We start from the raw sequence: 21,939 nt of genomic DNA, 5'->3' as shown, positions 1-21,939 counted from the left end.
GGCCCCTTTGCCGACCATGGGAAGCGTTTCGTAACCCTTGGGGGACAGCAACCAGGGCGTTGCTTTCATTAAAAGAACAACCGTTACCGGCCGCACACGGCCATCGTTGCCGTGCTTTTCATATGACTGATTTCAGCTCTCTCAGGGACAGCCCTTCATTGGCCGCTTTCGACAGCAGCGGACTAGGAGTCCAACGCCTGCCGTATTGCTCATGCCATTGCTGTACTTGCAGATGGATTTCCTTGGCCCCGATCGTGTCAGCCCAGTACAGCAGCCCTCCTCGATGGCGAGGAAATCCAAAGCCGTACAGCCACATGACATCAATGTCACTGGCTCGATATGCCTTGCCTTCATCCAGGATCTTGCAGGCCTCGTTGATCGAGGCGAACAACAGACGCTGAAGGATTTCACTGTCGGTAAAGGTACGCTGGGGCGTACCAAGTTCATGGGCAACGGTCGCGATGATCCGCATCACTTCTTCATCGTGACGAGGTGTGCGGTCACCTTCTTCATAGCGATACCACCCGGCACCATTTTTCTGGCCCTTGCGGCCCATCTCGACCATCCGATCCGGGACGTGGAGCTTCCTGTATTGAGGGTCAGCTGCCGCGCGGCGCTTGCGCGTGTCATAGCTGACATCCAGACCGGACAGATCGCTCACCGCGAACGGTCCCATCGGATAGCCAAATTCAACCATGACCCTGTCGATCTGCTCAGGGCGTGCTCCCTCCTCAAGCAGTAGCATCATCTCCGTGACCAGCGGCGCGCGACTGCGATTTGCCGCGAAACCATCGCACGTCCCGGAGACCGCACAGACTTTTTTAAGATCACGGCCCATCTTCATGGCCCGCACGACTGTCTCGATCGAGGTTTGATCGCCCTTCACGATTTCGCACAGTTTCATCGCGTTCGCGGGAGCGAAGAAATGAGCGCCGGCGACGTACTGCGGTCGGCTTGTCATGTTGGCCATGACGTTGATGTCAATCGCGGACGAATTCGTCAGCAACAGCGCGCCAGGTTTCATCACGGCATCGAGTTTGGTGAATACGTCCTTCTTCAGATCTATCCGTTCAAACACCGCTTCAACCACAACATCGCAGTCGCCGATCTCTTCATAGTGGGAGACAGGCTGGACAAACTGAAGGCACGCATCCATCTCTTCCACGGTCATGCGTCCGCGCTTGACCTTTACGGCGTAGATGTCACGTATGCGCTGCAGGCCCCTATCCAGTGCTTCGGCACTCGCTTCCAGGAGTTTCACCACAATGCCTGCATCAGCGAAGCAAATGGCAATACCGGCGCCCATCGTTCCCGCGCCAATCACAGCAGCGGACGTCACACCAGCAGGCTTGAAACCCGGGGGCGCATCCGGAACCTTGGCAGCCTCACGCTCGGCAAAAAATGCATAGCGAAGTGCCTTGGCAACATCAGACCCCTCCAGCTCAGAAAACAAGCGGCTCTCAACCTCTAGAGCCTCATCAAACGACAGGCTGAAAGCTGCTTCGATACAGTCGATCGCGTACTGTGGCGCTTTGTTGTGAGGAGACTTTTTGGCTGCTTCGCGGCGTGCCGCTTGCAGCACATCCATGGTTGTCGCATCCATCGGTTCGAGCACCAAATCGCGTACGCGCTGCGGTTGAGCCTGCGCCACGGCCTTTGCATAGCTTACGGCGGCATCACGAAGCTCTTGGCTTTGTGTTCCTGGAACAATCTGGGAGATAAGCCCGATCTTCAATGCTTCGACGGCATGGACATGGCGGCTTGAGACGAGCAAATCGGTGGCTACGGCAGCCCCGACCAGCCTCGGCAAGCGCTGCGTACCGCCGCCTCCCGGTATCAACCCGAGAGCGACCTCGGGCAATCCGAGCTTGGCTGCGGGCAATGCAATCCGGTAATGGCAAGCGAGGGCGTGCTCGAGACCGCCTCCCAGCGCATATCCATGAATAGCCGCGACAGTCGGCTTGGCGCTGGCGTCAAGTGCCGCGGCGCTCATGCGGGTAGTGATAGTTCTCGCCTTGCCAAACTGTCGAATATCAGCACCCGCGATGAAATTCTGACCGCCCCCCATCAACACGATCGCCGCGACAGCCGGGTCGGCGTTCGCATGGGCAACGGCGTCAATGATGCTCCCTCTCATCTCGGGAGTCAGGGCGTTGACGGGCGGATTGTTGACTGTGATTACGGCCACAACGCCTTCGACTTCGTAACTGACCATCAGGCTTTCGCTCATCTCATCTTCCTGTCAAAAAAAAATAAGGCCTGCCCCTACCCCGCGACCGCTCGCATCCAATGAGCATCCTGGTTTGGCCCGGAAATTTGAGTGCAGTGCCATCCTGCGCTCCAAACAACGTTGAATCGATGGTAGCATGAGTTTTGATAATCAGCACAGATTTCACTGATCGGAACTTTACGCCATACTACTTTTGTCTTTGACGCTGGGCCGATCCCCCTGAACAGAGGTACCGGAAAGCACATTCGAGCTTCATCTTCATGCACTGAGGAAACCCTAGAGATGACAATAAAAGGCAGGGCATACATCGTCGGAGCGTATGAGCACCCCCTACGCAAGGCCCCCCACCATTCGGTGGCGCAGCTACATGCGGAGGCGGCGAAAGGAGCAATTGAAGACGCGGGATTAAGCAAAGATGACATCGACGGATATTTCTGCGCGGGCGATGCACCCGGCGGGAATGTATGGTCGATGGCCAACTACCTGAATCTGGACAAGCTGAGGCATGTCGATTCGACCGATATGGGAGGATGCTCTTATCTCGCCCATATCGCCCACGCTGCAGAATCAATAGCAGCGGGCAGATGCAACGTGGCGCTGATTACGCTGGCCGGTCGCCCCAACTCTGAAGGTATCTCTGGGATACAGGCGCGCGTACGAGGCGTCAATCTACCGGACGCGCCATTCGAGATGCCCTATAACCCAGTCACGTTGAACCTCTATGCCATGTGTGCGATGCGCCACATGCATGAGTACGGCACAACCAGCGAGCAACTGGCCTGGGTCAAGGTCGCTGCCTCTCATCATGCGCAACACAACCCTCTGGCGATGTTGCGCAAAGTGGTCTCGGTCGAAGATGTATTGGCATCGCCGATGATTTCTGACCCGCTGCGGCGTCTCGATTCCTGCGTCGTGAGCGACGGCGGCGGCGCAGTTATCGTTGCCCGCCCGGAAATTGCGAAGGCCCTCAACAGACCACGGGTACGGATACTTGGCTGCGGTGAATCCACTAAACACCAGATGGGTGGACGCCTCGACTTGAGCTATACCGGCGCCGCGTGGACCGGCCCTCGAGCTTTCGAAGAGGCAGGTGTGACGCCGGCCGACATCCAGTACGCCTCCATCTATGACAGCTTCACCATCACCGTCATCCTGCAACTTGAAGACCTGGGATTCTGCAAAAAAGGCGAAGGCGGAAAATTCGTGTCGGACGGCAACCTTATTTCGGGCATCGGCAAGTTGCCGTTCAACACCGATGGCGGCGGCCTGTGCAACAACCATCCCGCCAATCGCGGCGGGATCACAAAAATAATCGAAGCCGTACGACAGCTTCGAGGCGAGGCTCATCCAAAGGTGCAAGTTCCCAACTGTTCGCTAGCCCTCGCCACCGGCATCGGCGGCGCGATAGGTCATCGGCACGGTGCAGCCACCGTCATCATGGAAAGGGAGTAAAAACATGTCGACCCCCTACACAGAACGCCCCATCAGCGACCCCATCCTGAACCCCGGTGATGAACCCTATTTCGACGCGGCGGCCGAGGGGCGTCTGCTCTTGAAGAGCTGCAATGCCTGCCATCAACCGCATCATTATCCTCGTGCGTTGTGCCCGTTTTGCTGGAGCACCGATGTCGAATGGATCACCGCAAGCGGGACTGGGGCGATCTACACCTTCAGCATCACACGACGTGGCGCATCAGCACCGTACTGCATTGCCTATGTGCGCCTCGACGAGGGACTGATGATGCTTACGAACATTGTCGATGTTGATCTGGACAGTGTTCGCATCGGGCAGCGGGTCAGGGTCGCGTTTAAAGAATCAGAAAGCGGCATGTCCGTTCCCATGTTCACCATTGACCGTTCGGAGGCTTGAATGAGCAGCCGCGCCGTACTCTACAGCGCCGTAGGTGATGTCATCACGCGCTATATGATTGACGTAGACAGCGCAACGCTCCACAGGATGGAAAGCATCACTGTGGCCTCAAAGGTGCAATACGCATGGCCTCATCCATCCGGCGGCTTCCTGTATGTCTCAACAAGCGACGGCGGCCCGAGGGTGGAGTCCCATCACAATCACGTCAGCGCTTACTCGTTGGGACCTGACGGGCAACTCAACACTCACGGCTTACCTGCGCGACTTCCCTACCGAGCGGTACATTTGTGTATCGACCCCCTGGGACGATTTATCGTAAATGCCCACAATTTCAAGCGCGGCTCATTGACTGTGCACCGCATCAACGCAGACTGCACAATTGGCAGCTGCCTGCCTCAGGATCCGAACACCGACTTTGGGGTCTATCCGCACCAGGTCATGTTTTATCCATCCGCCAAACAAGTCCTGATAGTTGACCGCGGCAATAACGCAACGACAGACAAGCTGGAAGATCCCGGGGCACTCCGTTCATTTCGGCTAACTGAAGAGCATCTCCAAATGAGCGATGTGGTTGCGCCGAATCATGGCCATGACTTCGGCCCGCGGCATGTCGACTTTCATCCGACGCATCCGTGGCTTTACGCAGCCGACGAGCGAACCAACCGTCTCTACATGTTCCGACATGACGGTGACCGGATCGAGGCAGAGCCAGCCTTCACGCGGGGAACGCTGCGAACCCCTGAGCAGGTGAGCCCGCGACAACTCGCCGGTGCAATCCATGTTCATCCAAACGGGAAGTTTGTTTACCTGGTAAATCGCGCAGATGCGACGCACTCCCACCAGGGGCACCCAGTGTTCTCCGGAGGTGAAAACAACATAGCCGTCTACGCTATCAACCCTGAAACAGGCGAGCCCACACTTGTTCAGCATGTGGACACTCGTTCCTTTCACGTCCGAACATTTGCCTGTGATCCCAGTGGCCGCTTGCTCGTCACGGCGAGTATCAAGGCCTTGGCCGCATACGATGATGAAAAAGGGCTGACTGTAACGCCCGCGACACTGTCGATATTCCGGATAGGTGATGACGGGCATCTCAAGTACGCTCGAAGCGTTGATGTCGAGACGTCAGGAAATCAACTTCAGTACTGGATGGGTATTGTCGGGCTACGTTGATTGAGCGGTAATGCGCCGATGGTCCCCCACTGCCAGCAGTGGGGGACTACGATTAAATACGATTGAGCAACCGGCCGCCGTCCACCGCCAACGAGATACCCGTGATGAAATTGGCTTCATCGGACGCAAGAAACAGGGCCGCGTTCGCAACATCCCAAGCGGTTCCCTGGCGGCCGAGCGGCACCTTGGCGTTGCGCTCCGCGCTGACCTGCTCACGCGTCTGGTTCCACGCTTGAATACGCGCCTCGACCGCCATCGGCGTCGAGATCAAGCCTGGCAGGATGCAGTTCGCCCTGATCCCATAAGGGGCATTTTGAAGCGCCAACTGCTCGGTGAAAGCAATGACACCCGCTTTTGTAGCCTTGTACGTTACGTAGGGATACTTACCCAATGCCGCCGCGGATGACACATTGACGATAACCCCGCCCCCTTGTTCACGCATGATTGCTACTGCGTGCTTACAAGCAAAGACGGTACCGCGAAGATTGATACGGCAAATGTTATCGAACTGATCTTCGGTGATGTCCATCAAGTCGCCGTCACCACCGGCGAGGCTGACCCCCACATTGTTGTGCAGGACATCCAGGGACCCCCAACGTTTTTTTGCCATCTGCATGGCAAGGGCCAACTCGTGTTCCCGGGTCACATCCGCAGAAAATGCTGCAGCGGAACCGCCCTCCTGAATGATCATCGCCGCAGTTTCCTCAGCGGACTCGATTTGCCGATCAACGGCCAGGACGTGCGCCCCTTCACGCGCAAATCGAATGGCCGCCGCTCGACCGTTACCCATGCCTTCGCCCGGGCTTTGTCCAGCACCAATAACAACAGCAACTTTCCCGGCAAGCCGCCCTGCCGGTGTGTGCCCCTGCGTTTGATCCAGTGAGCTTGCCATTTCCGCCCTCTCTTATTTTCATGTAAGCGATTGAACTAACTGATAATTTCAAATAGTAGACTGGCACCAACGTCGTTTTCCTGAACAGGTGTCGACCCTCGACCTGCCATAGAGACGGTCAGGTAGGTAACGCCTGCGCCCGGACGGATGTCAAAATCGATACTATCACATGTTCTTATTATCGATACCTGTTCCAATCATCAGAACCACGAAAATCCAGACTGACTCTTTATCCAACGACATGATGCCTGTACAAATCGTGGTCATGCCGTTTTCGCGGTGCTATTATTAGTTCTATCTAGCAGCATCTGTTTCATTGATCGAAACCATAAATTTCCCACAAGAATAATAGGAGGGAAAAATGACATCGAACGCCACCATACTGATCGGCGGGGACTGCGGCCCCACGCATGGAGCGAAAGACGGCTTCCCGGTGGAGGGGTACACAGAACTCGTCCTGCCGACTCTTGCCTCGGCCGATATGCGTTTCATCAACTGCATGCGCACCTACTCGGATCGCACCGTGCGCGCAGACCATGCCCCTCAAGTCGGTCAGCCCGTTGAAATGGCTGCTATTTTCACCAATGGCAGGTTCGACGCGGTGACTCTGGCAAACAATCACAGCTACGACAGCGGCCCGGATGCCCTCGTGGATACCCGGGACTTTTTTGTCTCGCGCGGCATCCAGGTGACAGGCGCAGGTCGGGATCTGGAAGAAGCACGACGTCCAGCCATCATTGAACACGACGGCATCAAGGTCGGTTACTTGGGCTATACCTCGCTCGGTCCTGCCGGCAGCGAGGCAGGACTGCAAAAACCTGGCGTGACCAGTATCAAGGTCGATACCTCCTATGAAACACGAGGTCCCCACCAGCCCGTTCGCATTCGCACGGAACCTGACTCCAGCGACCTGGCGAACCTGGTCGAGGACATCAAGAAGCTGAAAGGTGAGGTAGACGTCGTTATCCTGGCTTTTCATTCCGGCGTCATCCGGCTGCCGCGCGTGATCTCCGATTACCAGGTGACCGTAGCCCATGCTGCCATTGATGCAGGTGCAGATATGGTGGTGTGCCACGCACCGCATATTCCCAAAGCGATCGAGATGTATAAGGGCAAAGCCGTCTTCTACAGTCTCGGCGTGTTCGCAATGACCAAGTCGTTTCCCGCGCCTTCATGGAGCGAGCCCGCCTGGTCTCACGGTGCGGTTCGCAATCACGCGGACCTCGATCCCGAATATCCTTTCATGCCCTACGGCAAGGCCTGTACGTTGAGCTTGCTCGCCAAAGCAGTGGCGACCAAAAACGGTATACAAAAGGTTTCGTTCCTTCCGATGGCCATGGACGCACGGTATCGGCCTGAAGTGCTGAATCACGACGATCCTCGATTCCAGGAAGTACTTTCCTACTTGGAATGGGCCTCCGAAGACATGCCCCATCGATTTAGCGTCGAAGGCAATGAAATCATCGTGTCGGAGTAAATCATGGACCTGAAGATCAACGGAAAAGTGGCTGTCATCACCGCCGCCAGCGCAGGTTTAGGCAAGAACATTGCCCACGCACTGGCAGCCGAGGGCGTTCATGTGGTGCTGTTTGCACGTTCAGCGGACAAACTGGCCGCCCTCGCCCAGGAAATAACGGCAAAGCATGGCGTGCGTGCAGTCGCCATTGCCGGCGACATGCGCGTCGCCGCTGATGTAAAGCGCCTCGCCGACACGGTGAACGCTACATTCAACGGCACCGACATCCTCGTCCTGAACACGGGACGAGCACCCAATCCGCTGCGGGCGACGCTCGACGAAACTGAAGAGGAACGGTGGCAAGAGGCCTATCAAAATCAACTCTGGGGGACCATCCAGGTCGCCAAGGAAATGGTTCCTCAGATGCTCAAGAAGCAATGGGGTCGCGTCATCGCCATTACCTCGGCATCGGTGAAGCAACCCATGCCGCACCATAGCCTTTCAACCGTTTTTCGCGCAGGCGTCACCGCGTACATGAAACATCTCGCCAACGAGGTGGGCTCTTGCGGCATCACTGTCAATTGTGTAGCGCCAGCATTGATCGACACATCGCACCGCACCGGCACCGCCGCGTACACCCCGGAGCAGGCAGAAGCACGCCGCAAGCTTACGCCGCTCGGCCGCATGGGGGAACAAGACGAGGTTTGTGGCGTGGTCGCGTTTCTCGCATCCACACAGGCGGGTTTCATCACTGGATCGAGCATCAGCGTTGATGGCGGCATGATCGGTTCATTGCTTTAGCAATCAGGCAATACGCTCTCATCACACCCCAAGAACAATAAAAGTATCTGCACCATTCCCCCTATACGTCGCATGCGTCGGTTGAATGGTCACAAGAGAGGCGACAGGCAATGAAAATCGGATACATCGGGCTCGGTGCCCTCGGCAGTCAACTCGCTCGTCGATTCCTGTCTCACTCGTTATGCGTGTGGGATATCAACACGGCCGCCGTCGACACGTTCAAGAAACTGGGCGCTGACGTCGCGCCCACGGCGGCCGACCTGGCTCGCCGGTGTGACGTCATCTTCCTGTGCCTGCCACGCAGCTCGGACGTCAGGTCTGCGCTGTTCGGTCCAAACGGCCTCGCGGCCGGATTGGTGCCGGGGACGCTGATCATTGATCAAACAAGTGGCATCCCGGGCGAGACCAGACGTATGGCCGAAGAACTGACCGAACGCGGTATCGACATGATGGATGCTGCGGTGTCTGCAAGTCCTCTGGTCGTTGCCGAAGGCAAAGCCACGCTGATGGTTGCGGGCTCGGATACGGTTTACGAGCGTGCCCTCCCCGTTTTACAAGTTATTACCCAAACGATTTATCGTTGTGGCGACAGGGTCGGCGACGGCCAAGCCATGAAAATGGTCAACAACGCCATGAATGCTGGCTGTCGACTCGGGACCCTTGAGGTCGTGGCCATGGGCAAAAAAGCCGGCCTGTCACTGCCCCTGATGGCGGACGTGTTGAACCGCAACAAAGCGCGAAATCAAACCACAGACAGAATGCTACCCGCGCTTGCCCAGGGAAAACCCTCCACCAATTTCGCCCTCGCATTGATGCTCAAAGACGTCGATCAAGCCGTCGCGCTGGGAATGTCCAGGGATGTCCCGATGCCGCTAACCGCTCTGGTCAGGGCATTGTTGCAAATCGGAACCAACACCCTGGGGCCAACTGCGCAGCTCGAAGACATGGTCGGGCTCATCGAAAGCATGGCGGCGACAAAACTGTACGACGGCGACGCCGTGAAGCTGACCACGGATGGCGCCCCTCAAGCATGCCCTGAAGGTGACGCCATCGAGTTGGTCACAGGTGCGATCGCATCGCTATGCAGCGCGATTACTTATGAATGCACGGCGGCAGGCCTGCGATATGGGCTGGCATTGGAAGACATGGCACAGGTCCTGGAAAAGACATCGGGATGGAGTGAATCCTCTCGCTCTATTTATACCCAATTGTTATCCAGTCACCCCCTGGACAACACGGCACTCTCGAGCGAAAAAACCATCCTCAAAGCGGCCTGTTTGCGCGGCAATGATCTTGGAGCTCCCATGTTGATCGCCAATGCTGCACGAAGCCTCTTCGAGCAAGCGGATCATCAGATCAGCGATCCAGTCCCGATAAAAGACTTGAGCACGTTCTACAGCTCTATTTCCGCGGTTCAGTTCAAGCCCTCCTCCAACTGCAATTGATTGGCGGCTCACGAATAGTGAGCGTGGAATCGATCGAGGTCTATATGAAAACCAAAATCTGTCCCGATGCGGCGGTAAGCCAGCGGCACCTTCTGCAGGAAACAAGCCCACGCTCGGCTACCTGCCTGGTCCGGCAAACCTCGCCAACCTATTAACAAATAGTGAACGCGTATTGCTTTTAAACCCCAGCAACACGCGTCTTTCTAACATAACCTTCGTTAGCGGATTGCGTCATCGCAGAAACGCTTTTCACAAACATTACGCTCGCTGACCACCAAGATTCATCTGGCGAAAATGCAACATTGATCCACGCCTCGAACATCTCTAAGGCCTGATGGCGAAGCAACACTGTTTCATCCTGCAGTCTTGATGCATCAGCTTTGCATCAACTAATAAAAACCATCCTGTCACAGGAGAAGACGCATGACGAAGACGAAAACGACCAGCTCTCGGCGATCGCTAGCCGCTGGCGCTATCGGGAACTTCGGTGAGATCTACGATTTCGCTGTATTCGGGTTCTCAATTCCCATTTTATCCGTTCATTTTTTTCCCGGCTCAGATCGAACTGCCGCGCTTCTGAGCACGTTCGCAGTCTATGCAGTGGCCTTCGTAGCCCGCCCCCTGGGTGGCTTGATGTTTGGCTATCTGGCGGACCGCCTTGGCCGTATCAGGGTCATGGCGATGACCGTTTGGCTCATGGCACTAGGCACCGCGATCATCGGGCTGCTTCCGACCTATGCAACCATCGGGATCGCCGCACCGTTACTGCTGTTGCTCTGTCGAATCGCACAAGGCTTGGCACTGGGTGGCGAAACGACCGGCTCGACCAGCTACATCGTCGAGTCGGCACCGGAAAACCGCAGAGGATACTGGCTTGGCTTCACGCTGATTTTCTCTCACCTGCCCAACGCCGTCGTGGCTGGTTTGGTCGTCGCACTCCAGCTTGGAGCGGGGGATCAAGCGTATTCAGACTGGGCGTGGCGCATCCCTTTCCTTCTTGGAGGCATTATCGGAGTTGTCGGGTTCTGGTTGCGCCGCAACATCGATGAGCCTGAAGAGTACAAGCAAGCCCGCCAGGCCAGTAAAGCCAGCAAAATCAAAAAAAATCCGCTGATAGCGGCCATTCGCTGCGGTGGATTGAGGGGTATGTTGCACGTGTTCATGGTCCAACCGGTTTTTTCGGTAGGGGCTTACCTATTGCTCGGCTTTATGTACACCTTTCTAATTGAGGTCGGGAAGCTGGATTCCACCTCGGCTTTGATCTCAAACGCCATCGCCGTCATCGTACTTTCAGCCCTACTTCCGTTAGGAGGTTTATTGAGCGATCGGTTTGGCCGCAAGCGAGTACTGACATTTGGTGCGGCATGGATAGCACTCTCGGCATATCCGGCCATGTACTTGGCTGCCTCGGGTTCCTTCGCTAGCGCTGTGGCCGGGCAAACACTCCTCGCTGCCGGATTGGGGATTTATGGGGCAGCCAGCTTTGTGGCCGCAGCGGAATTTTTCCCGACATCGTTCCGTGCAACCGGACACGCCATTTCCTATCAGACAAGTGTCGCGATGTTCGGCGGAACGTGCCCATTGATCGCTGCGTACCTGTCCCAGGCGTTTGGCTCCCCGCTGGCGCCGGCCTTTTACGTCACGTTGATTGCCGTGCTCTGTCTGATCACAACTCAGTTTGTTCCTGAGACTCGTGGAATAAACCTGCGCACCTCGGTGGGCAACAAGACAAGCAACAAGGCGAGTGAATTGCCGCAGCCCCAGAAAGCAATGCGGCAAGAGCTTTCTACATAACCCTTTTTTGCAGTCAACTGATCGCTGAGCGGCTCAAGATGTGCGCGGACTGAAAACAGTCCGCCTCATCGGCTGAGCCGCCGAACATATCGCACCCGAACAGGATCGGGTGTAAAGGCGACTACCGCTCCAAATTGGCCGTTTGCCCGTCCTCCCTGTTTATGGGCTTAACAATGAAAATAAAAAACAAGCTTGTGCTGACGTTCGTATTGGTCGCGTTTATACCCGTGAGCTTGGTCGCAGTGATTTCGGTGACTAACACACGAACGCTGGCAGTTGATCAGTTTATGGATGGCAGTACGCGGGAAATACGTCAGATCGATGGCAACATTCGCCAGTTTTTCGACGCCAGCCAGCAAAATGTGGATCAAATGGCAACCGATCCAGTTTATGTATCGGTTGGCGCGCTGAAGAACTACCAGACCGGCGATGCCGCCAGCCGGCCATTGCCTCCTGCGGCCCAGCAACTGATCGAAAGGTTTGCGCATTACGGTGCGGCCCACCCGTCCGCGGCGATTCTCTCCATCGGCCTGGAGGACGGCTCCTATGCCAAATGGCCAGATGATCCTCAGCTGGCCAACTACGATCCGCGTTCACGCCCTTGGTATAAAGCGGCGATGGCGAGCCCTGGAAAAACCGTACGAACACCCGCTTTTTATCCAGCCTATGATTACGGTAAGGAAGATGCAGCACTGGTGGGGACAGCCAGGGCAATGATCACGAGCGATGGCATCGTCAAAGGTGTGTTAGCCGTGAACGTGTCTTTGAAAAACCTCACCGAGCTGGTCAAAAGCATCAAGCTTGGCGAAAGCGGCTACGTGATGTTGATCGAGGACGGAATCGTCCTGGTAGACCCCCGCAACACGACGCATAGCTTCAAGCCGCTCAAGGACCTGGGCGAGGCCTATGCAAAGTTGGCCGCCATCCCGCAGGGATCAACCGAGGTTGAACTCAATGGGATCCCTTACATGGCCAACGTCTGGACGTCGCCTGATCTTGGCTGGCGCTATATCGGCTTGATCGAGCGCAGTGAAGTCATGAGCGCGGCCACTCGCATGACCTACCTCACCGCCCTCATCGTGGGAGGATTGACAGTCATTTTTGCCCTGGTCGCCGTGGCATTTTCCAAGTCCATCGTCAAACCCATCAGCCAGGTCAGCACCGGACTGCAATCGATCGCACAGGGCGAGGGAGATCTGCGTCGCGAACTAGAGTTTCAGGGTAACGACGAAACCGCTGAGCTGGCAGGCTGGTTCAATAAGTTTCTCACCGCCATACGTCAGTTGATCCAACACATCGGCGCCGCATCGAGCAATCTGCAAAATGCCTCGAGGGTTAACAGCGAGGTTGCCAACAACATGAACGAGGCCGCCGGAAGACAGCGCGAAGCGGTGGAATTAGTGTCGACCGCGTTCAACGAGATGGTCGCAACCGCCAATGAGGTGGCCCGCTCATGCAGCGGCGCAGCAGAGTCCGCCGAGAACGGACATCGCCGTGTGGCGGAGGGCAAGCAGCAGATCGAGATCACCACGGACAACGTGAATCGCCTGGGACGCCGTCTGACCGAGTCGTCGCAGTCCATGACAGAGCTCGAAGCCGGCAGCCGCAGCATCAACCAGATCCTTGGCACCATTCGCGCCATTGCCGAGCAAACCAATCTGCTGGCCCTGAATGCAGCCATCGAAGCCGCCAGGGCGGGTGATCAAGGTCGAGGATTTGCAGTGGTGGCAGATGAAGTCAGAGCACTGGCCAAACGCACATCCGATTCGACCGGCGAAATCGAGCAACTGCTCGGCGCCCTAGGCAGCAAGACCCAGGAGGTGATGGGCAAAATGGGAAGTTGCCTTGAGCTTTCGCGAGCCAGTGTGTCGTCCATCGAAAGCACCCGGGACAGCTTTGAAGGCATCCAATTGTCGGTCAATGAAATAAGGGATCAAAACCTGCAGATATCCGCCGCCGCTGAAGAGCAGCATAGCGTGGCCGAAGAGATCAATCGGCATATCCAGCAGATTTATGACGAGGCTCGGCTGGTGGAGAGCTTGGCCAACTCTGCACAGGATGACTCCGGCAAGTTGTCGAGTCTGTCAGATGAACTGAACGGTCTGGTGGGACGCTTCAAATCGTGAACCGTCGTCGTTCGCCTGGAAGTCCCAACTGGTCCATTCGCATGGAAGTGACCAGCGGAGCGTTTCGTTCTCGCGATGAGCCAATGTCAAGACATCCAGGCTTGAGGTCAGGCGCACATCATCAGTCGGATGTAGGGGCGGGCAAGGCCACCTCTCCACCGAATTGTCGCGATATGACTTCGGCACCTTTGACTGCCAACTCGATAAACTCCTTTTCATTCATGTTCATTCGGACAGTCGGTGCCCCCACCGACAAGCAATAGTGCACTTCTTGATTGACGTCCTTGATGGGTACCGAGATCGCCGAGATGCCTAACAGCCGTTCGCCATGGGAAACGGCATAACCCTGCTCCCGGATCATGGCGAACTCTTCAAGCACCGCGCCATTGGTGCGCTTCGTCGCTTTGGCAACATTTTTGACTAACGGGGTGAGCTGGGCTTTGGGCATATAGGCCATCAAGACCTTTGAAGCAGACCCTACCAACAAGGGAATCTGTTCACCCGCCTGGACCACCGCGCGCAACGGTGCCGAGCTGGTCGTGACCGAGTCGAGACAGACTCGATTGCGATCACTCACCGCATGGATGGAGACTGTTTCTTCAGTCTGCTCAGCGAGCTCTTGCAATACAGGTCGAGCGATCTCACGAATACCCAGGGTACTTTTTACCAGGCCAGCCAAGCGCGTGAACCGGAAGGACAAGCAATATTGCTGCTCAAGACGTACCAGGTAGCCAGCCTTTTCAAGACTCTGGACAATACGAAACGTCGTCGACTTCGGTAGCTCGATACGGTCTGCAATGTCTTGAAGCGTAAGGCTGCTGCGGTCTGAACTAAAGCTTTCGAAAACTGCCAAGATACGTTGCACAGAGCGCATCATTCTTGAAAAACCCCATCAAAATCGTTGATCGTAACGATCCTCCTCGACACGAAATGCTTCATTCGCCAACAAACGAGAATCAGTCTCAAAATAACATACTAGCATGACGCTATTTCACTCGCCAACTTCAGTTCCACCCACCGAACTCGAGAACGGAGGCACATCGAGACGGCTGGCGACCGCGCCTTGTTCAGTCGGGCACCGTTACCAGTTGCGTGCCCAGCCAACGTTTATCCGAAACCAACGTGCGAACGACGTCAGCCAAAACAACACGTGCTGCCAAACCCGCCGGCGACAACTCATCGTCCGACAAACTGGCGACTTGATTCAAGCGGGTAAAATTGAACTCGGAAATGGGTACCGTATCGAAACGGTCTTTATCATGCCTTGCAAGTGCCGCGCTAGGTTGCACCGTCATCCCCAAGCCCGCCCCCACCGCGTCCATGAGTATCGCAAGCCCGTCGATTTCCGCGATGACGTTCATAGTGCAGCCTTCTCTTTCAAAAGCATTGTTTATCAGCGCCCTGAGGCCGTGCGTACTGCCGGGCAATATAAGGGGGACGTTGGAAAGCTCACTGATTGAAAGCGATTCACTCTTGCGGACCAGGGAAAAGTCAGCTGCGGAAATAGCGAAAAGACGTTCATTTACCAGCGGTTGAGTGCTGAATCTGCGCCCATGATCAGCGCCAAACAATATCGCAAGATCGATCTGTCTAGCACTCAGCATCCGCTCCAGGTTGCCCGATAACGCCTCGACAATACGAAGGGAAATATCCGGGTATCGCTCTCGCATCGCCTCCATGAACGGCAGTGCAACGACGCCTGAGGTGGATGGAGCCAATCCCACCGTGACATGCCCGGCGAACCGTCCAGTCCTGGCCGCGTGGGCCGCATCCTCTGCGTTGCGCAACACCAGTTGTGCTCGATGCCAGAATGCCAATCCGGCGCTGGTGGGCTGCACGCCGCTCTTCTTTCTTAGCAGCAACCGAACGGACAGTTCATTCTCCAGTCGACTGATTTGTTGACTGAGGGCCGAGGTGACAACATCGAGTTCAAGCGCTGCTCGCCCCATGCTTCCACACTCAACTACCCGGACAAAGTAGCGCAGTTGACGCAGTTCCATCGGACACCTCCACTATCACAACGATGCCTGGACCGGTCGGTCCAGGCACGACACGCTATTTGCCGATAAAACGCGGTTTCCTTTTTTCCTTGTAAGCTTTGATGGCCTCCTTGTAATCATCCGTGGATTGCACCACGGCCATCTGCGCAGCCACCGACTCCAAGCTCGTCCGTAAATCGGTCCGCAGCGATTGGTATAGCAGCTTCTTTATGCTGCGTTGCTGGATGGGAGGGCCATCCGCCAGGCGTGTAGCAAAATCCAGCGTTTGCTGCATGAGCTCGTCATCACTGAATACTCGGTTGACGATGCCCAATGCCAACGCCTCCTCAGCACTGACGAAATCGCCCGTCCATAATAATTCCAGGGCTTTCGCGGTACCGACTATGCGCGGCAGCAAATAGCAACCGCCATTTCCAGGGATCAGGCCAACACGAATATAAGCCTCAGCAAATCGAGCCGACTCTGATGCGAAACGCATATCGCACTGCAACGAAAGATCCATGCCCGCCCCCACCGCCGCGCCGTTTACCGCCGCAATGAGTGGCTTTTCAAAGCTCTCGATCGCTAATGCCACCTGGTGGGTGACTTTTTGCAATCTGATTTTACGCTCGAGCGGCGTTGGATCCCCCTCTGCGCTTTCGGCGGCCCGACGGCCCAGGTCGCCTCCGGAGCAGAATGCATCACCGGCACCGGTGATGACGAAACAACCGATGTCATCATTTTCATCGGCAGCCAGCAATGCAGTGCGAAGTGAATCCAGCATGCTCTCGCTCAAGGCGTTCTTTTTTTCGGGCCGGTTTAGCTTGGCTACCATGACCCGGCCAACGGTACTGACTTCTAGATCAGACATCATATTCCCTCAGTTCGATATGGACACGCCGCCCGTGCAAAACCACACTCGTTGCCCGCTGCGCTATTGCTCGGCCTGAGCCAGTGCACGGTGTCGTGCATGCTCGTCCCGAGCCTGCAACAATGCAGCTCTCAGCGAACGATTGAGCCACCGCTTGTTTTCGGCAAACGTGCGCGGGTTCTTTGCCCCCAACGCCTGCCCCAGCGCCGAAGCTTTCAAATGGAGTTCGTCTCGCAGGGCTACCTCGCGGACCAGCCCTCTCGCCAATGCTTCGGTAGCCTTCATCGCCCTGCCGCTCTGAATCAGATCAAGCGCCAAAGCGCGTCCGCCGATGACCTCTAAAATGTTCGCACCCGAGAAGGTGGCGATACCCAAATCAATTTCGGGCAGCGACAGTTTCGCGGTATCGACCGCGACACAGGCATCCGCCAAGAGCGCAAGCATCGCGCCACCTCCCGTCGCGGTACCATTGAGCACTGTGACAACTGGCTTGGGACAGTCCATCACGGCGTCCTGCAGCGCCGCCAACGCTAACGACCTTCGTTCACGCTGGCGTGCCGTATCACCGTCCGCCGGTTGTTCACGAATATCGACCCCTGCGCAGAACACGCGCTCACCAGACCCGGTCAACATCACCGCGTTTATCCGCGGGTCATCAGTGGCCGCCTGCAGTGCAGCCGTCACACGCTCCATCATATCTACCGTCATCGCATTCGCCTTGGCGACACGATTAAGAGTGATCCACAGGAGCGACTCATGTCGCTCAACCGTCAACTCGCTGGCTAGTTCATCCACGGACATCTTCCTCTACGTGCTTGTTGTTATTTCATCGAGACACACGACACGAGTTCTACTGGGGAGTCTTTTGTCCCGACACAAACATGTCCGCGAAAAACTCTTCCTCGGGGAGGTTGCGTAATGTCACAAAATCCTGCCTTGCCGATTGCACGACGACGGGCGCTCCACAGGCATAGACCTGATGTTGGGAAAGATCCTCGTAATCTTCCATGACTGCACGGTGAACAAAGCCGACCCGACCTTCCCATAGGTCGTCGGGGTGCGCTTCTGACAGGACAGGTATGAACGTGACGTTGTGACTTTTCGTCCAAGCCTCGGCAACGGAACTCAAATACAGATCCGAAGCCCTTCGCCCGCCCCAATAGAGAGTTATTTCACGACTCGATGCTTTTTCAAGTTCACGCTCAATCATGGCTTTGATCGGTGCGAACCCTGTGCCGCTGGCAACGAAGACCATTGGTTTGCTACTGTCTTCACGCACAAAAAAAGTACCTAGTGGGCCTTCAAGGCGCACCAGGTCGTTTTCTTTCATGACATTGAAAACGTGTTGGCTAAACGGGCCACCGTAATTCCTGAGATGCAATTCCAACACGTTGTCGTCGGGCACATTTGCCAGCGACAAACTGCGACGAATACCGCCTGGCATCACGACGTTGATATATTGCCCAGGCAAAAACCTGAAAGACTCCTTGGCAGGGAGGCGCAGGCGAATTCTCATCACATCCTCGGCCAGGCGCTCGAGACGATCGACACGGGAAACAAGCCGTCGAATAGGGATGTCTTGTGTTGCTTCCACCACCTCGCAGGCGATCGTCAATGCGGTTAAAGCCTTTGCCTGGCACAGGAGCGCGTAGCCCTGCTGCCGGTCCTCGTTGGAAAGTATCGCCATGCTGGACCCCGCATGATCGACCACCCCGTCGAGTACTTTGGCCCGACAGGTTCCGCAGATGCCATTTTGACAACTGTAGGGCAGTTGACACCCGCTTTTGAGGGCGGCAGCAAGTATCGTATCGTCTTGCTGCACCTCGAACGTGCGGTCGATAGGCTTCACATTGACCCGATGCGTCAATGTGGCGGACAGGCTGTCATTCATAGCGATTCACCCCTTTACAGAATGTTTTGTACATTGCTCTTTCTCGCGACAAGCTTGGGGGCGGTTCATTAACCGCGCACAATCAAGGCGTCCGCGGCAATCACACCGTGGGGCAATACAAACATTGGATTGATGTCGATTTCGGCTATATCGCCGCGCTGCTCCCAGGCAAACTGCGATAACGCCACCAACGCGCGGGCAACAGCATCGACGTCAAGGGGAAGCGCGCCCCGAACCCCGCGCATGATCACGCTGCATTGCAGTTCATCGAGCATTTCCATAGCGGTTGGCAGGCCGAAAGGAGCGATTCGACACGCGGAATCCTTCAGTACTTCCGCATAAATCCCACCTGCGCCGACTACCACCACTGGGCCAAATGAAGGATCCTTGACCACCCCGGCAATCAGTTCGAAGCCACCTGTCACCATCTCGGAAACGAGGACACCTTCAATGTGGGCGGCAGGCACATGCCGCTGCGCATTGGCCAACACCTGCTCGATCGCTGACTCAAGCTCCTGGGCGGTCCGAATGCCGACCTTTACGCCGCCTATTTCGGTTTTGTGCGCAATGTCCGCAGAGACAATCTTGACGACTAGTGGCGCTTTGACTTTGTCGAACAGCGCAGCGTCAAAACCCTTCACGATCAGGTCGGTTGTGACGGGGATACCGATGGAACGCAGCATTTCCTTGGACTCGACCTCGGACAACGATGCCCGACTGCCAACGGCGGTGCTAAGCGGTACAGAAGCTCGCTCTACTTTGAGCCCCTCATCCTCTTGCATCTGCAAAATGCGCGATTGAGTCCGCTTGAATCGCATCAGCATTGCGATAGCTTTGGCGGCTCGCGACGGCGAAGGCAACACCGGAATTCCCGCATCAGCGAATACACGCAGCGCCTCTGCAACCTGAACGCTGGGGGCTGAGGAAAAAACCAGGATCGGCTTCGATGCCGACGCGGCAATTCGGGCCAATACCTGGGCTGCCGCCAGGCTGCCAGAGGCGCCTGTGGTTGCCAGGTTAATGCAAAGCGATCCTACGGCAGGGTCTTCAAGCGTCGCGCTTACAGCGGCTTCCAACTTCTGCGCATTGGCCGCTGAAAAATACCCTGCGGTAAGGTCGATTGGATTATGGACGGCCCCGATGTTAGGTACGACCGCCAGCAGCTTTTGCTGGGTATCGTTACCAAGTTCACACAAGGTCAGACCTTCAGGCTCACCCGCATCTGCGAATACGATCGCAGACCCGCCCGATACCCCCATCACCGCGACACCCCCATTGTCCGGGTATTTTTTGCTTTCCAATGCCTTGAGGAAATCCACTGCTTCATGGATCTCTCTGATCTCGACGATCCCCGTTTGCTTGAACAGGGCACGATAGAAATCATAGACACCCGTCATGCTGGCGGTATGCGATGCGGCCGCTAGTGCGCCCTGCTCGGTGACGCCCCCCTTCCACAGCAGGATCGGCTTGCCGCGCGCCGTAGCCTTGCGGCCGATTTCCAACAGCGCACGACCGTCATTGGTTCCCTCGATATAGGCGACGATGGTGTGTGTCTCGTCATCATCAAGCAGCGCCTCAATGAGCTGTACCGTGTTGACATCGCTTTCGTTGCCCGTCGCGATGACATGCCGGAAACCAATACCGGCTTCGGCACATGCAAGGGCGATGCTGTAGCCGAATCCCCCGCTCTGCGTCACCAGCGATACCGACCCTTTCTCGAGTTTCGGTTCACGCGTAATGCTGCCGAATGCGGCGTAGACACGAGAATGGATGTTGGCAAAACCGAGGCAGTTGGGCCCGATAATACGCATGCCCGCCGCCCGGGCAATCGCGAGCATTTTCTCCTCACGGAGAATCCCTTCCGGACCGCTCTCTCGAAAGCCACCGCTCAGAACCACCGCAAAAGGAACCTTCTTCTGCGCACTCGATTCCAGCACGGCTAAAACGCCCTGCGCAGGAACGCCAACCACCACGAGGTCGACGTCGCCTTCGATATCGGCAACGGACCCATAGCACTTCAAACCTTCAAAGGTTTCGTATTTGGGATTCACCGGATAGATCGCGCCGGTGTATCCATTGCTCATCAGAGCTCTTACGGCCTGAGAGCCGGGACGTCCCGCATCCTCCGACACGCCTACAACCGCAATCGAACGTGGTTCAAGCAAGTTTTTGTAATTATTCATATCGGTACTGAAGCCCTTGATCGCTATCGAAAATCGGGAGACGAGGTAAAGAGATGCAGTCGTTTCTCTGCTCTCCCCAAAAGCAGAGCTGCCACGGTGCACTGTCGTCCGCAGCCGGACGAAAGTCAATTATTTTTGGAATAGGTTTCAATGAATGAAACCACAAACACCATCTTACACAAGCTTGCACCGGCGCTAACTCAGCACGAATCTGCCGCTCACAAGTTCCACCTATTGAAACTTGTGCTAATTATCAAAACACATGCTAGTATGATTTTGCGTCGACCGAGGGCACGCTACGGCCTCGTATGGACGGTTGATTTGTCCTGCATACATGCAGATTCAATAGGAGCATTGGTGATGATTTACACGCGCAGTGGGGCAGACGCCCTTGCAAATCGGAGCGTTATCGTTTCGCCCGGTACCGGAAACCAGCATTGGGGAACGACCTTCTTTGGCCCGCGGAGCTCTCAAGGGCGGGCCCCAGGCCCTCAGGCGACAATGTCTGAACTCAGAGCACACGAAGCAGTAGTGCCCCATTTCCACGGGGTGTCGATGTTTCAGTTGTTCATCGCTGGCAGTGGCACACTGGGTAATCGCGGTCAGGTGCTGGAACCGCTCACCGTCCAGTTCAAAGACCATCACACGGCTTACGGTCCGATCGTGGCGGGCCCGCAAGGGCTGTCCTTCGTCGCCATGCGGATGTACACCGGAAACTCCCAACCGGTCTATTTGAGTGAACCTGGCTACCGGGAACAACTGCGTCCCAGCAAACGCCGGCACCTGACGTCCGAGCCCATCAAGTTCTCCATTGCCCCTGTGATGCAGGCCCGCGAAGAAGCGAGTTGGGAACTGCTTTTTGAAGATGAGGCAGATGGCCTGCGCGCTCAGGTATTACGATTGGGCGCTGGTATGAAGGTGGACGGTCCGCCCCCTGGTATTGCATCGGGTTATTACGTTTTCGTCGGAAACGGCAGCGTACTGCATGGCGAAGAGGAGCTTCCTCTCTGGTCCATGATCGTCGTGGAATCAACTGAGGAAAAGTTCGAGATCCAAGCAGGCGACCAAGGTGCCGAGGTCCTCGTGCTCCAGTACCCCCGGGAAGAGATTTGAAGTAGGGGCCCCTCCGGCGGACTGACATTCGCTGGTCGTGTGCCCAACGTTAACGCGTAAGAAATACAGCTTCACCCTATCAAACAATAAACAAGTCTACGCCCCTGAGGGGGAG

General features: G+C 56.2%; 17 protein-coding genes and 1 pseudogene. 10 read left to right on the top strand and 8 right to left on the bottom strand.

Annotation, left to right across the window (positions count from 1 at the left end):
- Positions 1–118: 118 nt before the first annotated feature.
- Positions 119–2,230 (bottom strand): 3-hydroxyacyl-CoA dehydrogenase NAD-binding domain-containing protein, encoded by a 2,112-nt coding sequence (locus KGA89_RS29390; protein ID WP_223473178.1) that lies wholly within the window; start codon positions 2,228–2,230, stop codon positions 119–121.
- A 282-nt stretch (positions 2,231–2,512) separates the two neighbouring features.
- Here KGA89_RS29390 and KGA89_RS29385 point away from each other — a divergent pair, with 282 nt between their 5' ends.
- From KGA89_RS29385 to KGA89_RS29375, 3 genes are read left to right on the top strand one after another with little or no spacing between them, the layout of a single operon-like run.
- Complete coding sequence (locus tag KGA89_RS29385; RefSeq protein ID WP_013692824.1) at positions 2,513–3,682, top strand: thiolase domain-containing protein; 1,170 nt, start codon at positions 2,513–2,515, stop codon at positions 3,680–3,682.
- A gap of 4 nt (positions 3,683–3,686) precedes the next feature.
- Complete coding sequence (locus tag KGA89_RS29380; protein WP_223473177.1) at positions 3,687–4,100, top strand: Zn-ribbon domain-containing OB-fold protein; 414 nt, start codon at positions 3,687–3,689, stop codon at positions 4,098–4,100.
- Complete coding sequence (locus KGA89_RS29375) at positions 4,101–5,273, top strand: lactonase family protein (protein ID WP_223473176.1); 1,173 nt, start codon at positions 4,101–4,103, stop codon at positions 5,271–5,273.
- A gap of 52 nt (positions 5,274–5,325) precedes the next feature.
- Here KGA89_RS29375 and KGA89_RS29370 read toward each other — a convergent pair whose 3' ends face one another.
- Positions 5,326–6,165, bottom strand: a complete 840-nt coding sequence (locus tag KGA89_RS29370) for an SDR family NAD(P)-dependent oxidoreductase (RefSeq protein WP_013692821.1) — start codon at positions 6,163–6,165, stop codon at positions 5,326–5,328.
- A gap of 361 nt (positions 6,166–6,526) precedes the next feature.
- Between KGA89_RS29370 and KGA89_RS29365 the strand changes: the two genes are divergently transcribed.
- The 6 genes and pseudogenes from KGA89_RS29365 (at position 6,527) to KGA89_RS30930 (ending at position 13,787) form a co-directional block, all read left to right on the top strand.
- A complete protein-coding gene (locus tag KGA89_RS29365; protein ID WP_079302881.1) occupies positions 6,527–7,642 on the top strand; it encodes a CapA family protein in 1,116 nt (371 codons plus the stop codon).
- Positions 7,643–7,645: 3 nt separating this feature from the next.
- Positions 7,646–8,422, top strand: coding sequence for an SDR family oxidoreductase (locus tag KGA89_RS29360; protein WP_013692819.1), 777 nt, complete (start codon positions 7,646–7,648; stop codon positions 8,420–8,422).
- A gap of 110 nt (positions 8,423–8,532) precedes the next feature.
- Positions 8,533–9,867 (top strand): NAD(P)-dependent oxidoreductase, encoded by a 1,335-nt coding sequence (locus KGA89_RS29355; RefSeq protein ID WP_095973873.1) that lies wholly within the window; start codon positions 8,533–8,535, stop codon positions 9,865–9,867.
- Between the two features lie 423 nt (positions 9,868–10,290).
- Positions 10,291–11,661 (top strand): MFS transporter, encoded by a 1,371-nt coding sequence (locus KGA89_RS29350; RefSeq protein ID WP_013692817.1) that lies wholly within the window; start codon positions 10,291–10,293, stop codon positions 11,659–11,661.
- A gap of 161 nt (positions 11,662–11,822) precedes the next feature.
- A pseudogene (locus tag KGA89_RS30935) lies at positions 11,823–12,932 on the top strand (sensor histidine kinase); the annotation flags it as partial.
- Positions 12,933–13,019: 87 nt separating this feature from the next.
- Positions 13,020–13,787: a methyl-accepting chemotaxis protein gene (locus KGA89_RS30930; RefSeq protein WP_371856347.1), complete on the top strand. Its 768-nt coding sequence runs from the start codon at positions 13,020–13,022 to the stop codon at positions 13,785–13,787.
- Positions 13,788–13,908: 121 nt separating this feature from the next.
- On the opposite strand, the gene KGA89_RS29340 is transcribed toward KGA89_RS30930, so the two are convergent.
- The 6 genes from KGA89_RS29340 to KGA89_RS29315 all read right to left on the bottom strand — a co-directional run bounded on the left by KGA89_RS29340 (position 13,909) and on the right by KGA89_RS29315 (position 20,711).
- On the bottom strand, positions 13,909–14,661 hold the full coding sequence (locus tag KGA89_RS29340) for an IclR family transcriptional regulator (protein WP_013692815.1): 753 nt from the start codon (positions 14,659–14,661) through the stop codon (positions 13,909–13,911).
- Between the two features lie 193 nt (positions 14,662–14,854).
- Positions 14,855–15,787 (bottom strand): LysR family transcriptional regulator, encoded by a 933-nt coding sequence (locus KGA89_RS29335; protein ID WP_013692814.1) that lies wholly within the window; start codon positions 15,785–15,787, stop codon positions 14,855–14,857.
- Between the two features lie 55 nt (positions 15,788–15,842).
- Positions 15,843–16,637, bottom strand: coding sequence for an enoyl-CoA hydratase/isomerase family protein (locus KGA89_RS29330; protein WP_013692813.1), 795 nt, complete (start codon positions 16,635–16,637; stop codon positions 15,843–15,845).
- Between the two features lie 63 nt (positions 16,638–16,700).
- Positions 16,701–17,438 (bottom strand): enoyl-CoA hydratase/isomerase family protein, encoded by a 738-nt coding sequence (locus tag KGA89_RS29325; RefSeq protein ID WP_223473175.1) that lies wholly within the window; start codon positions 17,436–17,438, stop codon positions 16,701–16,703.
- Between the two features lie 49 nt (positions 17,439–17,487).
- Positions 17,488–18,528: a CDP-6-deoxy-delta-3,4-glucoseen reductase gene (locus KGA89_RS29320; protein WP_223473174.1), complete on the bottom strand. Its 1,041-nt coding sequence runs from the start codon at positions 18,526–18,528 to the stop codon at positions 17,488–17,490.
- A 68-nt stretch (positions 18,529–18,596) separates the two neighbouring features.
- On the bottom strand, positions 18,597–20,711 hold the full coding sequence (locus KGA89_RS29315; RefSeq protein ID WP_223473173.1) for an acetate--CoA ligase family protein: 2,115 nt from the start codon (positions 20,709–20,711) through the stop codon (positions 18,597–18,599).
- A gap of 555 nt (positions 20,712–21,266) precedes the next feature.
- Between KGA89_RS29315 and KGA89_RS29310 the strand changes: the two genes are divergently transcribed.
- On the top strand, positions 21,267–21,824 hold the full coding sequence (locus tag KGA89_RS29310; RefSeq protein WP_013692809.1) for a hypothetical protein: 558 nt from the start codon (positions 21,267–21,269) through the stop codon (positions 21,822–21,824).
- Positions 21,825–21,939 lie beyond the last annotated feature (115 nt).

It is taken from the genome of Pseudomonas sp. A-RE-22, from assembly GCF_019956035.1.
Lineage (GTDB): Bacteria > Pseudomonadota > Gammaproteobacteria > Pseudomonadales > Pseudomonadaceae > Aquipseudomonas > Aquipseudomonas brassicacearum.
The sequence above is the reverse complement of the archived record's forward strand: the minus strand, read 5'-3'. Positions and strand labels throughout refer to the sequence as shown.